The sequence below is a fragment of the Alkalicoccobacillus plakortidis genome (genome assembly GCF_023703085.1).
Lineage (GTDB): Bacteria > Bacillota > Bacilli > Bacillales > Bacillaceae_D > Alkalicoccobacillus > Alkalicoccobacillus plakortidis.
This window is the reverse complement of record NZ_JAMQJY010000001.1, coordinates 940,307-955,586: the sequence shown is the minus strand read 5'-3', so window position 1 is coordinate 955,586 and position 15,280 is coordinate 940,307. Positions and strand designations below refer to the sequence as shown.

Here is a 15,280-nt window from a genome sequence, read left to right as displayed (position 1 = left end):
TACTTTTATCATACATCAAAAGTCACGGTAAAAATAGCGGAATTCATCAAGAATTCAGGAATGAGTTCTATTAAAGGTAGATTTTGTCGATATGTGATCGTTAAGCTAGACGGATGGTTTTTTCTTTTCTTCCTGACCTAATATGTGCGAAACTAATAGAAAGCAATTTCTACCGGTGAAAATCATTCTACCGGTTCGTCTCGAGAGTAGTCACCTGTTTTCCCACCTGATTTATGAGTGAGATAGGTTTGACCGATAACCATACCTTTATCAAGTGCTTTACACATATCGTAGACGGTTAATGCGCACACACTTGCAGCAGATAAGGCTTCCATTTCTACGCCAGTACTGCCTTTTGTTTTAGCAGTTACAGAAATGAGTAGCTGATAGTTTTCTTTAATTTGCTTCCAGTCAAATTGAATATCAACTCCGCTAATGGGGATAGGATGACACATTGGGATCATCGTTGACGTTTGTTTAGCGGCCATAATTCCTGCTACTTGGGCAACCGCGAGAACGTCTCCTTTTTTCATTTGATTGGATGTGATTCCTTTATAAATGGATTCGTTCACGGTAATACTTGAATGGGCAGTAGCCGAACGATTGCTTTCCTGTTTATTTGTTATATCGACCATTTTGGCACGACCTTGATCATTAAAATGTGTAAATTCAGACATTTTGTATGTACACCTCTTTTCTACTTTTGAAGGTCATTGTATCACGTAGATCATTTTTTATCATAACGACAACGGGAGTGAGATGAGTGCTTGAAAAGCGAACACCTATACCAGTCAGTGAAGCCGTTAAAAAAGTAATGAGTATTCCACAAAAACAAAAAACAGAGCAAGTTCATTTACATAAAGCGTATCGACGAACCTTGGCAGAGGATCTTATTGCCAAGCACCCCGTACCACCGTTTGATCGCTCTCCTTACGACGGGTTTGCGATTCGCTCACAAGATTCGAGCGAAGCCTCGAGAGATAACCCAATTACGTTTCAAGTGATCGAAACGATTGGAGCGGGTTCGGTTTGTTCGAGGGAAGTCCAATCAGGTGAAGCTGTTCGGATCATGACTGGGGCGATGCTCCCAAAAAATTGTGACGCTATAGTTATGCTTGAGCTAGCCCATGCATTTTCAGAAAATGAAACAAATTATATGACGATCAAACGAGAGTTTCCTGCAGGACACAATATTTCTTATCAAGGCGAAGACGTTGCTACAGGAACTATTTTATTAAAAAAAGGAACCGTCATTAACCCCGGTACGGCAGCTTTACTAGCTACATTTGGGTATGAATATGTGACAGTTGCGAAACAACCAACCATCGGCGTGTTTGCAACGGGTTCGGAACTTCTAGATCTAGGAGATCCATTAGAGCCAGGTAAAATCCGTAATAGTAACACGCATATGCTCTTAGCCCAAATTGAACGTGCAGGTGCGATTCCTTATTATATGGGCAATCTTCCAGACGAATTTGACCTCTGTTATAATCGAGTAAAAGAAGCGGCCGAGCAGGTTGATATGCTTATTACAACTGGTGGAGTATCAGTTGGAGATTTTGATCTCCTACCTGAGGTCTATGCAAAACTAGAAGCTGAAGTCCTATTTAATAAAATTGCGATGAGACCAGGTAGTGTTACAACGGTTGCCGTTTGGCAGGACACCTTACTTTTTGGGCTGTCAGGTAATCCTTCAGCTTGTTATGTTGGCTTTGAGGTTTTTGTTAAACCAGTCATCGGGACAAGCATGTTACAAACTAAACCACATCTTCAAAAGGTGAAAGCTACACTGATTGAACCAGTGCCAAAAGCCAACCCATTTACTCGATTTGTTCGGTGCGCGTTGTCTTATTCAAATGATCAACTTCAAGTGGCCCCAAGTGGTTTTAATAAATCTAGTGCTGTAAGTTCACTTGCAAAAACAGTTGCATTTATGGTGCTACCTGGTGGCACAAGAGGTTATACAACAGGTGATCTAGTGGATGTCTTATTGCTTGAATCATCAGAAGGTAGCGAATGGCCATGGGAGTAAATCCAGTTATTTTGCAAATAGTTGGGTATCAAAATAGCGGGAAAACAACGTTAATGTGCCAATTAATTGAAGAAGCAACAAGACATAATCTTAGAGTAGGTACCATGAAGCACCATGGTCACGGTGGAAAGCCTGATTCTGCAAGTCTCAATAAAGATAGTGATAAACATTATGCGGCTGGTGCGGTGGCAAGTGCAGTAGAAGGCGCCGGCGTTCTACAACTGACCGCTCAACTTAATCAAGATGATCCAGAAGGTCTGTTAGCAGTATTACAAGCAATGCCTTTGGATCTTATCCTGATAGAGGGGTACAAACATTGGCCTTATCCAAAGGTGGTTTTGCTCAAGAACCAGCAGGATGAAAAACTCTTGGAGCAAGTTAACCATACGATTGCTGTTGTTAGTCTAGAGGAACGTCCACAGATGACGACATACCCTGTTTTTTTGAGAGGCGACGAAGAGCAGTTGCTTTTATGGTTGGTAAGCTATATAAGGAGGCAGCAACATGCATGAGCCATTATTTTCAGTGACAGAAGATGAACTTCAGATTGAATCAATCACACAGAAAGTCATCCGCAGAGATGTTGGAGCTGTTGTGACGTTTACAGGAACCGTCAGAGAATTTACTCATGGAAGAAAAACATTGTCTCTGCGATATGAGGCGTACCAGACAATGGCGGTCAAACAACTGCAACGAATTGGTGAGGAGATCAAAGAAAAGTGGCCTGATGCGATTACGGCTATTTGGCATAGAACCGGACTTCTGCAAATTTCAGATATTGCCGTCGTGATAGCTGTATCAACCCCACATCGAAAAGATGCCTATGCAGCCAACGAATACGCCATTGAAAGAATCAAACAAATTGTACCAATATGGAAAAAGGAACAATGGGAGGACGGCAGTGAGTGGATTGGAAACCAAGCTCGAAACCGTTTCAGGTGTGCCAAAGGAGGGAAAAGAACATGATCACAGTTAAATGCTTTGCCAGTCTAGAAGAGAAAATTGGTACACATATACTTGAGTTATCGTATTCTGAAAAAACAGTGAAAGAGCTAGTTGATGAATTGCAAAAGACGTATCAAATAGAGCTCGATTCAGTTATGGTAGCAGTAAATGAAGAATATGCTGAGCAAGAGACGATTGTACGAGCTGGTGATACATTAGCACTGATCCCGCCTGTCAGTGGTGGATAAGATGGAACCCGCATTTTCTCGAGTAGGGGTCGTTTTAGCAGGTGGAGCTTCATCGAGGTTTAGTGGAGAAAAAGCTTTAGCTGTTTTACAACATCGTCTTTTTTATGAACGAGTGTTGGATGCGGTGACACCACATGTCGACCGTGTGATTGTAGTCAGCAAGCCGACGCTTCAAATGGAACTTTCTAATCAGCGGGATGCAATTATGATTGAAGATCAGCCACCTTTTTCTGGAAAGGGACCAATCGCTGGCATCTATTCTGCGATGAAACAGGTACCTGCCGAATGGTACGTTGTGATCGCCGTTGATATGCCGCTTATGGACCAAAAAGCAGTGGGGAAATTAATTGAATGTGTGAATGATTCTTTTGATGCTATTGTGCCGGTTGTTAATGAGCGCATGCAACCACTTGCCGCAATATATCATGCTGACTGCCTAGCTACCTTACACCAGCAACTTTTAAATAAACAGTATCGAATGATAGATTTCCTAGACTCTGTAAAAACAAAGTATTTAACAGAAGAAGAGTTAGCGATCCCAACTGAAGCGTTTCAAAACATCAATGACGATTCTTCTTATAAACAATTGCTAAAAGAGATAGAAGGAGATCGCTAAGGAAGGAGTATAACAATGGCTTCCGTAACAGACACATTAGGGCGACCGCTTCGTGATATTAGAATTTCTGTCACGGACCAATGTAATTTTAGGTGTTCATATTGCATGCCGGCTGAAATCTTTGGTCCAGACTATGCGTTTTTACCAAAAGAAGAGTATCTAACATTTAATGAGATTGAGCGTGTGGTGAAGGCTGCTGCTTCACTTGGGGTGGAGAAAGTTCGGATTACGGGCGGCGAACCGCTTTTGCGTAAAGATCTGCCTGAATTGATTAAACGTCTTAATCAAATAGAAGGCATTATGGATGTAGCGTTAACTACAAATGCTGTATTTCTACCAAAGCATGCTCATGCACTAAAAAAAGCAGGTCTCAAACGTGTTAACGTCAGTTTAGATGCAATTGATGATGATGTTTTTAAGAAGATGAATGGTCGATCTGTTGGAATTAAACCGGTTTTAAAAGGAATTCAAGCGGCTAAAGATGCCGGGTTACAAGTGAAAATAAACATGGTTGTACAAAAAAATGTGAATGATCATCAAGTGGTCCCGATGACTACTTTTTTCAAAGAGAAGGACGTTACACTCCGTTTTATTGAATTTATGGATGTCGGCAGCACCAATGGTTGGAGACTTGATTCGGTTATGACGAAAGCAGACATTATTGCGTTACTGCAAACGCACTTTGGTGTGCAACCACTTGATCCATCCTATTATGGAGAGGTAGCCAGCCGGTATGCATTTACTGACGCACCAGGAGAAATCGGAGTGATTTCTTCAGTCTCTGAATCCTTTTGCTCCACTTGTACACGAGCAAGAATCTCTGTTGAAGGAAAGCTTTTCACCTGTTTATTTGCAACAAAAGGATATGACCTTAAAAAGCTTCTGCGAGACGAAACAGAAGAATGTGATTTGGAGAATGTTCTAAAAGACATTTGGACAAACCGCCATGATCGTTATTCGGATGAACGAACAGAAGAGACGGCAGCTAATCGACCCAAAATTGAAATGTCTTATATAGGTGGCTAATAGGAAAGAAGAGAGGGTTATGATGTCGGAGCATACTTCTAATCAATCAGTGGCATGTTACGTGATTACAGTAAGTGATACGAGAACGATAGACACAGATAAAAGCGGTGCTGCTATTAAACAACTTCTAATTGAAGCTAACCATGTTGTCTGTGGCTATGACATTATCAAAGATGATAAGGCTTCTATTCGAGCGGCTATTAAGCAAGGACTTGATGATGGTCAGGTAGAAGCCATTCTAATAAATGGCGGCACAGGTGTTTCCAAGCGCGATGTCACCTATGAGGTTGTGGAAGGTTTACTTGAAAAAGAATTACCGGGATTTGGAGAGTTATTTCGTTATATCAGCTATCAATATGATATCGGCTCACCCGCGATGCTTTCAAGAGCAATTGCGGGAACGGTTTCGGATAAAGCGGTATTTTCAATGCCTGGTTCAACCGGCGCCGTTACGCTTGCGATGGAGAAGCTCATTTTGCTTGAGTTGGGTCATATAATTAAGGAATTACATAAATAACGGGAGGGATTTTCCCGCACGACATGATGTAAGCGTATACAATTTAGTTTGAGGATGTGTCTGTAGGGGTAAAATGAAAGAAGACTGAAAGTAAAGATAATTTGATGGAAGGGGTCGTTTGTTGGTGCCAAAGCAGATGAACATCCAAGTAAATGACAAAACGGTACAAGCTTCAGAAGGACAAACTGCACTCGAGTTTTTAAAAGCGCAGGAAGTAGACATTCCAACTGTTTGTTATCATCCAAGCCTTGGAGCAATTGAAACATGTGATACCTGTATTATTCAGGTGAACGGGGAATATGTTCGCTCCTGTTCAACTGAGTTAAAGAATGGAGATGTCTTGCAGACTGAGACGTCTCAAGTTAAGGAAGCTCAAACAATCGCCATGGATCGTATCTTGGTGAATCATGAGCTATATTGTACCGTTTGTGATTTTAACAATGGTGGCTGTGAGATTCACAATACGGTAAAAGACATGAAGATCAATCATCAAAGTGTACCATTTGCCCATAAGCCCTATGAAGTTGATCATTCAAATCCGTTTTATCGTTATGACCCTGATCAGTGTATCTTATGTGGTCGGTGTGTGGAGGCGTGCCAAGACGTCCAAGTAACAGAGACGCTTTCAATCGATTGGGAGCGAGAAAAACCACGTGTTATCTGGGATAAGGATTCGCCAATTAATGAATCCTCCTGTGTATCATGTGGTCATTGTTCAACGGTTTGTCCATGTAATGCCATGATGGAAACAGGTATGGAAGGTGAGGCTGGCTTCCTAACAGCCATTGCAAAAAAGACGTTGCGTCCGATGATTGAGACAACTAAAAATGTGGAGACAGGTTATGGGTCGATTCTTGCTATTTCAGATATGGAAGCCGCAATGCGTGATGAACATATTGAAAAAACAAAAACAGTTTGTACATATTGTGGGGTTGGGTGCAGCTTCGATGTGTGGACAAAAGACCGCAAGATTTTAAAGGTAGAGCCACAAATCGAAGCGCCGGCTAATGGCATCTCAACCTGTATTAAGGGGAAATTCGGCTTGGACTTTGTGAATAGCGAAGAACGCCTGACAAAACCCCTAATTCGAGAAGGAGATGGATTCCGCGAGGCAGAGTGGGACGAAGCACTTGAGCTTATTACGAGTAAGTTTAAGGAAACAAAAAAAGACCACGGTCCTGATTCCATGGCATTTATTAGTTCTTCTAAGTGTACAAATGAAGAATCTTATTTGATGCAGAAACTGGCAAGAGGTGTGATTGGAACAAACAACGTAGATAACTGTTCACGGTATTGTCAGTCACCAGCAACGATGGGTCTGTTTAGAACGGTTGGTTATGGTGGAGACTCTGGCTCTATTACTGATATTGAACAGTCCGAATTAGTGCTTGCTATCGGAACCAATACAGCAGAATCACACCCTGTGCTTGCCACTCGTGTAAAACGTTCTCATAAATTAAAAGGACAAACGCTTTTTGTGGCTGATTTACGTAAACATGAAATGGCTGAGAGAGCAGATTTGTTTATTCAGCCTTCCTCTGGTAGTGATCTTGTTTGGTTATCGGCAATCACAAAGTATATTGTCGATCAAGGTTGGCAGGATCAAGCCTTTCTTGATAATCGTGTAAATCACCTAGAGGATTATATCGCAAGCTTAGAGCCGTACACACTCGAATACGCTGAGCAAGTAACTGGAGTCTCTAAGGATACACTTATTTTTATGGCAGAGCGCATTACAGATGCCAATAGTGTCTGTGTGTTATGGGCGATGGGAGTCACTCAACATCTTGGTGGTAGTGATACAAGTACAGCGATCTCAAATCTACTTTTGATAACTGGTAACTATGGAAAACCAGGTGCAGGTAGCTATCCTCTACGAGGTCATAATAATGTACAAGGAGCCAGTGACTTTGGCAGTATGCCTGACCGTTTCCCTGGATACGAAAAGGTTGCTGATGAGTCCGTTCGAACAAAATATGAAAAGGGCTTGGGTGTTTCACTTCCAAAGGAACCAGGGCTTAATAATCACGAGATGATCGAAGCCATTCATGATGGGAACTTAAAGCTTATGTATTTAAAAGGTGAAGATATGGGCTTATTCGATTCCAATTTAAACTATGTTCATTCTGCCTTTGAAAAGCTTGATTTCTTTGTGGTTCAGGATATCTTTCTATCTAAAACAGCTCAATATGCAGACGTTGTGCTCCCAGCAAGTCCAAGTCTAGAAAAAGAAGGTACATTCACAAACACGGAAAGACGTTTCCAACGTTTGTATCAGGCGCTTGAGCCACTTGGCGATTCCAAACCAGACTGGCAGATCATCAAAGAGATCGCGAATTCTCTTGATGCAAATTGGACGTATACACATCCTAGCGAAATCATGGCGGAAGCGGCATCGCTTGCTCCACTATTTGCGGGTGTTAGTTATGAGCGTCTTGAGGGCTATAACAGCTTACAATGGCCAGTTGCAGCTGATGGCACAGACCAACCTTTATTATTCTTAGACGAATTTCCGTTCCCTGATGGCAAAGCAAGGCTGTTCCCGGTTGAGTGGACAAAACCGCTTGAGTACGGAGAGGAATATGATCTTCATGTGAATAACGGCCGATTGCTTGGAGCATTTTCATGAGGGCAATATGACCTACAAATCAAAAGGCATTACGTCAAAGACACCTCAAGTATTTCTTGAAGTTTCAACTGAATTGGCAACTGAAAGAGGTCTTGAGGATGGGACATTAGTGCGATTAACTTCTCCATATGGCAACGTAAAGGTGGAGTGCCTGGTGACAGATCGGGTCAAAGGCAAAGAAGTGTATCTGCCATTAAATGATTCTGGTGTTGGTGCAATCAATTACTTGACCAGCAGTCACGCGGATAAGGATACAGACACGCCTGCTTATAAAGAGGTAAGTGCAAAACTCGAGATTTTACGTGAAAAAGGTGATTCTCCACTCCCGCGTATTAATCACCGGTACGGGAACCCACAGCCACAAATTGGTGTGGCTGTTGAGAAAAAGTGGCAGAGAAAAGATTATACATTCCCGGGAGATCTAGTGAAAAAGGAGTCGAATCAGCATGGCTAAAGCGACGACAACCATTAGACGGAAGACCTATAGTGACGAGGAATTAAGAGAGAAAGAACTTTTGGAGGTTCAACAGCTATTAGTTAATCATAAGGATGCGATTCATGAAACGTTTGAGATCATCGGGCATTTGCAGGATCGAAAAATCCTGCCGATGCTGACCGCTCTTTTTAGCGAGGGAGACAAGGTGATGGATATCTTTGTTAAGACAATTGATAATCCTGAAACCGCACGTTCCTTGAAGAATATGTTGCTAATGGCTTGGGTACTAGGAACGTTAAACGTTCAACAGTTAGAACCACTTGTCCTAAAAGTCAATCAAGGTATCGCACGGGCAGCTGAATTTGAAAAAGTAGAAAATCAGTCAAGCTACATCCGGCTGATTCGCTCTTTAAAGGATCCGGAGTTTCGCAACGCATTGAACCTATCTGTCGCGTTTCTAAAAGGTATCGGAGAGAATCAGAATGATAAAGAGCGAACCACAAAACGACCTGAAGATCAAGTACATCAAGATCAGGATAGCCAAGTAGACACAAAGTATGAAGCCAATGATGAAAAATCAACAGTGAAAAAGGCGCAATCAAATGGCTTGGAAATGGGCAGCTGCAGTAGCAGGAGTTTCACTTGTATCAGTCTTACTTACATCAGGAAAAAACGTGGCCAAATAAAGGTAGGAGGCAATGTCAAGAAGGGAGCATAAAATGGGGAAAACAAAAAATCGCTGGTTTATTGCGTTGGCAGCTGTTGGTATTCATATCTCGATCGGTTCCGTTTATTCTTGGAGTGTTTTTACCAATCCGCTAAGTAATGAGCATGACTGGAGTTTGAGTGAAGTTCAACTTACGTTTAGTATCGCCATTCTTTTTCTTGGTTTGTCCGCTGCTTTTATGGGTCACTTTGTTGAAAAATATGGGCCTAGAAAATCAGGTCTAATTGCATCAATCTGTTTTGGAATAGGTATTCTAGGCTCAGGTTTCGCTAATGAAATTGGATCGTTATATTTATTGTATTTCTTCTATGGTGTACTTGGGGGAATTGGGCTAGGTATCGGTTATATTACACCCGTTTCCTCATTAGTAAAATGGTTCCCTGACCGAAGGGGGTTAGCAACAGGTCTAGCGATTATGGGGTTTGGTTTTGCCTCTTTAATTGCAAGCCCTGTGTTTGAAGCGATGATTAACTGGGTTGGCATCTCAGGTACATTTTTTATCACTGGTGGTATTTACTTTATCTTAATGTTTGCTTCCTCATTATATTTAGCTCCACCGCCAGAAGGCTGGAAGCCAAAAGCAATGAAAGAAAAGAAGCAAAAGAAAGAAAAGTCCAAGAAGAAGGAACAGCCTGCTGATCTATCTCAACTAACGGCTAATGAAGCCGTCAAAACCATTCGATTCTGGGCACTTTGGGTCATGCTTTTTATCAATGTGTCCTGTGGGATTGCAATTATCTCCGTTGCTTCACCCATGGCACAGGACGTAGCGGGATTAACAGCAGGAGCTGCAGCAACGATGGTCGGAATTATGGGATTATTTAATGGGTTTGGGCGAATTGGTTGGGCATCTGTGTCGGATTATATAGGCAGACCAAATGTGTATACATCCTTTTTTGCCATCCAACTCGTTGCGTTTGCATTGTTACCAATCGTTTCAAATGAATATGTGTTTCAGCTGCTTATTTTCATCATTCTCTCTTGTTATGGTGGAGGATTTGCCTCTATTCCGGCTTATATAGGAGATTTGTTCGGAACAAAACAGCTTGGTGCCATACACGGGTATATTTTAACGGCTTGGGCCGCAGCTGGTCTGGCTGGACCCTTAATTGTTGCATACTTGCGTGAGACAACAGAGAGTTATACCTTAACAATGTATATATTTGCAGGAGCATTTGCCGTTGCGTTGGCTGTCTCCCTGATGATTCGAGTGAACATCAAAAAGATACGCGAACAAACCTAATCGTAAGAGAGCATGGTGAATAAAATGGAACCATCGATTACAACAACTCGATCAATTGTCCGATATTCTTTAGAGGGGGCAAAAGAAGTAGAAGATACCATCGCTTCTGAATATGCCCTAACGATCAAAATCAATGGCAGTGAACTTATGACAATGGTCTGCACACCAGACTATATCGAGGATCTAGCTGTTGGCTATCTGGTTTCTGAAGGCATCATTAAAAGGTATTCAGATATCAAAAACATGAGAGTAGATCATAAGCAAGGATTTATCCACATTAATTCAGATCGTCTAAATCCTCTCTATGCAAAACTTCAACAAAAACGATACCTTACCTCCTGCTGCGGTGGCAGCAGGCAAGGTTTTGTTTTTGCGCAGGATGCGTTGAATACTCAAAAAATAAAAAAACAATCTGTTCAATTAAAGCCTGAGGATTGTTTCTTCTATATGAATCAATTGCAGAATTCAGCGGATATCTTTAAACAAACAGGAGGGGTACATAATACGGCATTATGCAATGAAGATGGCATGATGTTAAGTCGAATGGATATTGGGCGTCATAATGCACTAGATAAAATATATGGCTATTGCTTGCGTCATGAGCTTTCATTAGAAGGAACGTTTTTATTATTTAGTGGACGGATATCTTCTGAGATTTTGTTAAAAGCGGCAAGGATTGGTTGTGAGATTGTTTTGTCAAAATCGGCACCAACAGAACGAGCCATTGAACTTGCAGAAGAACTCGGAATCACTACGGTTGGATTTATCCGGAATCAGTCCTTTAATGTCTATACTTGGCCAGAACGAATAGGATAGAAAATAGACTGTATCGCAATTTTTCTGACAAATAGGCTTTCGTGAACTGTAGGAATTTGATAAGATAACGGTTAAGGCAAAAAGGAGTGACTGAATAGTGGAAGTGTTTCGATTTGGACCTGAAACAGGCAAACCGATAAGACAATTTGAATCACAAGCGCTAATGTCGAAAATTTGTCACACAACCTCTGAAACAAGAATGAGTTGTGTACATCTAGATACAGATGGATTAATCGGATTTCACGAAGCAAAAGTTCCTCAATTAATGCTCGTTGTTTCAGGCAATGCAACGGTTTCAACTGCTGATAAAACAGATGAAGTAGGTGTAGGAGATGCCGTTTTTTGGAAAGAGGGAGAACATCATCAAACGACCTCAACTATTGGCATGACTGCCCTAATTATTGAATCAGAAACGCTTAATCCTAATCTATTACGTAAATAGATTGTTGTAGATTTATGTAGATTTATGGTATTATCTTTATGTTTAGAAAGTTATCATGTATGATGAGTGAATGTTAAATAATAACTACTTAAAAAAAACGATGTATATCTTATATGTAATGAAAAAAAAGTGAGGTTTAATTATGGAAAATGGTTCACGAAAGCAGAGGCGGGGGAAGCGTAAATCAAGGCGCGTTCTAAAAACCCTGCTTATTTTGGCAAGTTTGATGCTACTTATTGTCGGTGGTGGAGTAGGTTATCTCTACGTGAAAGCAAAAGGTGCGGAGAATGAATTTCACTCGACTTTAGAGCGAGGCGAGAAATCAGAGCTTCGAACAGAAGCCGTAGATGTAGGTAAGCACAACTTCTCAGTATTATTACTTGGTGATGATGCACGTCCAGGTGAAGATCATGCCAGAACAGATGCAATCTTAGTTGCAACGTTTAATCGTTCGGAACGATCTATTATTCTTACTAGTATCCCACGAGATTCGTATGTAGAAATTGTTGGTAGAGGTACACAGGATAAAATTAACCATGCCAATGCATTTGGCGGAATTGACATGACTGTTGCAACGGTTGAGAATTTTCTCGAAATTCCGATTGATTATTATGCAACAGTAAAATTTGATGGCTTTAAAGATATCGTTGACGCATTAGATGGTGTCGATGTAGATGTAAAGTATACGTTTGATTTCACAGAAGGTGGAAAAACACTTAACTTTACTGAAGGAGAATCAGAGTTAGATGGTGAACATGCGTTAGCATACACTCGTGAGCGTAAAAGCGCCAATAGCGGCGGAGATTTTGGACGAGGACAGCGTCAATCACAAGTAATGGCAGCGATTATTGACAAAGCAGCTTCGTTCCAAAGTATTGATAATTTTGGAAGAGTGTTTGATAGCCTTGGTAATACACTTAGAACCGATTTAACCTTTGCTAACTTAGTAGCACTACACGGTTATGCCGGCTCAATTAGTGAAATTGAACAGCTTCAAATTGAAGGAGAACCGTTCAGAGGAACTGATGGTGTTAGTTATGTACGAGTAGATGATACATCACTTGCAAATACTCAAAATCAGTTAAAAGAACATTTAGGCTTACAACAGTCTTCAACTGTAGCACAATAATATAACGTTTATGTAGTGACCCTGCTTCTTTTGAAGTGGGGTTTTTCTATATGAAGGAGGTACAGCACAATAGAAAAGGTAATCGCAGTTTTTTTTAAAAGGACAGGGGCACTAGGTTGAGGATATTTTGAGGTTAAACTCGTGGAGGTTCGAGTACTTCGGTTCGCATATTGAAAAATTCTAAGTACCAATGCTTTAAGCCGTGGTTCTTTTTTATAAATCAACTTTAGAGTAAATTATCACTAGCTCTATCAATTAATTTTATGAATGAAACAAATAAATGTATTGAAATATAAAGAGCCTCCTTATTAAAGGAAGCTCTGCGAGGCACTAATTCAATTGTATTACAAATTATTCTATTTCAAAATCCTTAATGTTAGCTACTGGATGTAACACACTATCTGCATCAAATTTTGATAGTGGTTCATCATTTTGTACCTTTTTAATCCAGTCATGGTCTGCTAGAGCACCCTTACCTAACGCAACAAGATCAGCATCTCCACTATTTAATATCTCTATAGCTCGTTCAGGGTTCTCTAACTGACCGTTAGCTATAATTGGTAATTGACTATATTTTTTTGCTAATGAGACAAGTGATTTTGGTTCATTGTCATTGAAAGCAGGTTGCCATGCTTCAAACTCCGTAACATGAATATAGTGTTGACCGGATTCGCCTAACGCACTAAAGATAGTTTTTGCATCTTCTTCTTTACCTGACCATTTATACATATAGTCATTTACTTGAGATTGAGAAATCCTCATGCCTACCGTAAAATTGGGACTTACTGCTTGACTTACTTCCTCGGCAATTTCCACTAAGAATCGAACTCGATTCTCGGTGATTCCTCCATACTCATCACTGCGTTGGTTGGTGTATTCTGTAAGAAATGCATCTAGTAGATAACCATTCGCACCATGCAACTCAATGCCATCAAAACCAACGGATTCAGCTCTTTTGGCGGATTCGATAAAACTATTTTTTACTTCATTCATTTCTTCTCTTGTGATCTCCTTTGGAAGTTTGAAAGGACCCTCTCCCAAATAAAATTGTAATTGTTCTCCTTTCGGCTGAACAGAAGATGGAGCAATTGTTTCGTTCGTGAAACGATTTTCTTGAGAAAGTGGCCCTGTATGTTGTAATTGCATGAAGATCTTTCCACCTTCTGAATGTACAGCATCGACAACTTTTTTCCACTCTTGAGCTTGTCCATCAAAAGCTATACCAGGTTGGAATTGATATGTCTGACTATGTTTATCATCAATATACGTACCTTCTGTGATAATTAAGCCGAAACCTCCTTTAGCAAACGAACGGTAATAGTTAATCATTTTATCCGTTACAAAGCCTTCTGTTGTAGCGCTAATTCGAGTCATTGGTGCTACACCAACTCTATTTTTCATTTTTGTATGATTAATTCTAAATGAATCAAATAAGATCTTGTTATCCACGATTATTCCTCCTAATATGAGTGCTACTTAAAATTTGTTAACTATTTTATAGTTTAAATCGGTATTGAAATTTAGTAAAATAGATATATTAGATCATATCGTTCAATATATTTGAAGTGACATTAAAGGAGAGTTAATATTGGAACTTCGTCAATTAGTAACATTTAAAACCATCGTAGAGAAAAATGGATTTAATAAAGCTGCCGAGTACCTGGGGTATGCACAATCATCAATAACTACTCACATTAAAGACTTAGAGAAAGAATTAGGAAGTCCTTTATTTGATAGACTTGGAAAGAAGGTAATATTAACAAACTATGGGGTTCAATTTTTACCCTATGCGAATAAAATAATTGAGTTATATAATCAATCATTAAATATTAATAAAGAACCACAAGGAGATCTAACATTAGGAATTTCTGAATCATTGACGATTTGCCGAGTCCCTTTGTTGCTTCTAGAGTTTAAAAAGAAATACCCTAAAGTGAACCTTTATGTTAAGTCCCTAGAAAATTATGATGTAACTAAGAGTCTTCAAAGTGGAGAGATCGATATATCGTTGGTATTAGAAAAAGAAGAGTGGGTTCAAGAAGGACTTTATATTGAGGAGTTGATTAAGGAAACTATGGTCTTAATTAGTCCAAGCTTTTGAAAACAATGCTTCTAATACAGCTCTTTATTCTGATTTAAGATGCAGTTATAAGTCAGTATTTGATGAGTACATTTCATCTAATGATTTACACATTGAAGAAAGTTTAGAATTTCAAAGTATTGAAGCAATTAAACATTGCGTAAAGAATGGGTTAGGGATATCGTTAGTGCCTTTATTCTCAGTAAAAGAAGAAATAAAAAACCATATTTTAAGTGGGGAAATTGTTTCAAAAGATACTTCAACTCTTTCAACTTATTTAACGTACCATAAGGATAAGTGGCTCTCTCCGTCTATCATGAGTATGATTGAACTGATAAAAGAACATTCTAGTGAATGGAAATAATAGAGAACGAATAATTATGTTTTATTTATA

The 15,280-nt window shown here is 40.0% G+C and carries 14 protein-coding genes and 2 pseudogenes; 14 read left to right on the top strand and 2 right to left on the bottom strand.

The features are described 5' to 3' along the window. Positions 1 to 182: 182 nt before the first annotated feature. Positions 183 to 677 (bottom strand): cyclic pyranopterin monophosphate synthase MoaC, encoded by a 495-nt coding sequence (gene moaC, locus NDM98_RS05170; protein ID WP_251605105.1) that lies wholly within the window; start codon positions 675 to 677, stop codon positions 183 to 185. 86 nt (positions 678 to 763) lie between these two features. Here moaC and NDM98_RS05165 point away from each other — a divergent pair, with 86 nt between their 5' ends. The 13 genes and pseudogenes from NDM98_RS05165 (at position 764) to NDM98_RS05105 (ending at position 12,806) form a co-directional block, all read left to right on the top strand. Then, entirely contained in the window at positions 764 to 2,032 is a 1,269-nt protein-coding gene (locus NDM98_RS05165) for a molybdopterin molybdotransferase MoeA (protein WP_251605103.1), read from the top strand. Continuing rightward, the gene (gene mobB, locus NDM98_RS05160; RefSeq protein ID WP_251605101.1) at positions 2,017 to 2,544 is read left to right on the top strand and encodes a molybdopterin-guanine dinucleotide biosynthesis protein B; all 528 of its coding nucleotides are present in this window, start codon (positions 2,017 to 2,019) and stop codon (positions 2,542 to 2,544) included. The genes NDM98_RS05165 and mobB overlap by 16 nt, the downstream gene beginning before the upstream one ends. After that, positions 2,537 to 2,998 carry a molybdenum cofactor biosynthesis protein MoaE gene (locus NDM98_RS05155; protein WP_251605099.1) on the top strand — a complete coding sequence of 154 codons (462 nt, stop codon included), beginning with the start codon at positions 2,537 to 2,539 and terminating at the stop codon, positions 2,996 to 2,998. Before mobB ends, NDM98_RS05155 begins: the two co-directional genes overlap by 8 nt. Further along, positions 2,995 to 3,225: a molybdopterin converting factor subunit 1 gene (gene moaD, locus NDM98_RS05150; RefSeq protein WP_251605097.1), complete on the top strand. Its 231-nt coding sequence runs from the start codon at positions 2,995 to 2,997 to the stop codon at positions 3,223 to 3,225. Before NDM98_RS05155 ends, moaD begins: the two co-directional genes overlap by 4 nt. Before the next feature lies 1 nt (position 3,226). Then, complete coding sequence (locus tag NDM98_RS05145; RefSeq protein ID WP_251605095.1) at positions 3,227 to 3,841, top strand: molybdenum cofactor guanylyltransferase; 615 nt, start codon at positions 3,227 to 3,229, stop codon at positions 3,839 to 3,841. Between the two features lie 15 nt (positions 3,842 to 3,856). Beyond that, positions 3,857 to 4,867, top strand: a complete 1,011-nt coding sequence (gene moaA / locus NDM98_RS05140) for a GTP 3',8-cyclase MoaA (protein ID WP_251605093.1) — start codon at positions 3,857 to 3,859, stop codon at positions 4,865 to 4,867. Between the two features lie 19 nt (positions 4,868 to 4,886). Beyond that, positions 4,887 to 5,384 carry a MogA/MoaB family molybdenum cofactor biosynthesis protein gene (locus tag NDM98_RS05135; RefSeq protein WP_251605091.1) on the top strand — a complete coding sequence of 166 codons (498 nt, stop codon included), beginning with the start codon at positions 4,887 to 4,889 and terminating at the stop codon, positions 5,382 to 5,384. Positions 5,385 to 5,520: 136 nt separating this feature from the next. Continuing rightward, positions 5,521 to 8,467 (top strand): annotated as a pseudogene (fdhF, locus tag NDM98_RS05130) (formate dehydrogenase subunit alpha). Next, entirely contained in the window at positions 8,460 to 9,167 is a 708-nt protein-coding gene (locus NDM98_RS05125; RefSeq protein ID WP_251605088.1) for a helical membrane plugin domain-containing protein, read from the top strand. The pseudogene fdhF and the gene NDM98_RS05125 overlap by 8 nt, the downstream one beginning before the upstream one ends. Before the next feature lies 1 nt (position 9,168). Then, on the top strand, positions 9,169 to 10,419 hold the full coding sequence (locus tag NDM98_RS05120; RefSeq protein WP_251605086.1) for an L-lactate MFS transporter: 1,251 nt from the start codon (positions 9,169 to 9,171) through the stop codon (positions 10,417 to 10,419). 24 nt (positions 10,420 to 10,443) lie between these two features. Continuing rightward, positions 10,444 to 11,235 carry a formate dehydrogenase accessory sulfurtransferase FdhD gene (fdhD, locus tag NDM98_RS05115; protein WP_251605084.1) on the top strand — a complete coding sequence of 264 codons (792 nt, stop codon included), beginning with the start codon at positions 10,444 to 10,446 and terminating at the stop codon, positions 11,233 to 11,235. A 97-nt stretch (positions 11,236 to 11,332) separates the two neighbouring features. Then, positions 11,333 to 11,677, top strand: coding sequence for a cupin domain-containing protein (locus tag NDM98_RS05110; protein WP_251605082.1), 345 nt, complete (start codon positions 11,333 to 11,335; stop codon positions 11,675 to 11,677). A 142-nt stretch (positions 11,678 to 11,819) separates the two neighbouring features. Beyond that, positions 11,820 to 12,806, top strand: coding sequence for an LCP family glycopolymer transferase (locus tag NDM98_RS05105; RefSeq protein WP_251605080.1), 987 nt, complete (start codon positions 11,820 to 11,822; stop codon positions 12,804 to 12,806). A 351-nt stretch (positions 12,807 to 13,157) separates the two neighbouring features. On the opposite strand, the gene NDM98_RS05100 is transcribed toward NDM98_RS05105, so the two are convergent. Beyond that, on the bottom strand, positions 13,158 to 14,255 hold the full coding sequence (locus tag NDM98_RS05100) for an NADH:flavin oxidoreductase (protein ID WP_251605079.1): 1,098 nt from the start codon (positions 14,253 to 14,255) through the stop codon (positions 13,158 to 13,160). Between the two features lie 139 nt (positions 14,256 to 14,394). On the opposite strand from NDM98_RS05100, the pseudogene NDM98_RS24565 reads away from it, so the two are divergent. Continuing rightward, positions 14,395 to 15,250: pseudogene (locus NDM98_RS24565) on the top strand (LysR family transcriptional regulator). Positions 15,251 to 15,280: the final 30 nt, after the last annotated feature.

Excerpts from the sequence above, each read along its gene's own strand:
- mobB (WP_251605101.1), top strand. The coding sequence starts at position 2,017 with ATGGCCATGGGAGTAAATCCAGTTATTTTGCAAATAGTTGGGTATCAA.
- NDM98_RS05105 (WP_251605080.1), top strand. The coding sequence starts at position 11,820 with ATGGAAAATGGTTCACGAAAGCAGAGGCGGGGGAAGCGTAAATCAAGG.
- NDM98_RS05120 (WP_251605086.1), top strand. The coding sequence starts at position 9,169 with ATGGGGAAAACAAAAAATCGCTGGTTTATTGCGTTGGCAGCTGTTGGT.
- moaA (WP_251605093.1), top strand. The coding sequence starts at position 3,857 with ATGGCTTCCGTAACAGACACATTAGGGCGACCGCTTCGTGATATTAGA.
- moaC (WP_251605105.1), bottom strand. The coding sequence starts at position 677 with ATGTCTGAATTTACACATTTTAATGATCAAGGTCGTGCCAAAATGGTC.
- NDM98_RS05125 (WP_251605088.1), top strand. The coding sequence starts at position 8,460 with ATGGCTAAAGCGACGACAACCATTAGACGGAAGACCTATAGTGACGAG.
- NDM98_RS05145 (WP_251605095.1), top strand. The coding sequence starts at position 3,227 with ATGGAACCCGCATTTTCTCGAGTAGGGGTCGTTTTAGCAGGTGGAGCT.
- fdhD (WP_251605084.1), top strand. The coding sequence starts at position 10,444 with ATGGAACCATCGATTACAACAACTCGATCAATTGTCCGATATTCTTTA.
- NDM98_RS05135 (WP_251605091.1), top strand. The coding sequence starts at position 4,887 with ATGATGTCGGAGCATACTTCTAATCAATCAGTGGCATGTTACGTGATT.
- NDM98_RS05155 (WP_251605099.1), top strand. The coding sequence starts at position 2,537 with ATGCATGAGCCATTATTTTCAGTGACAGAAGATGAACTTCAGATTGAA.
- moaD (WP_251605097.1), top strand. The coding sequence starts at position 2,995 with ATGATCACAGTTAAATGCTTTGCCAGTCTAGAAGAGAAAATTGGTACA.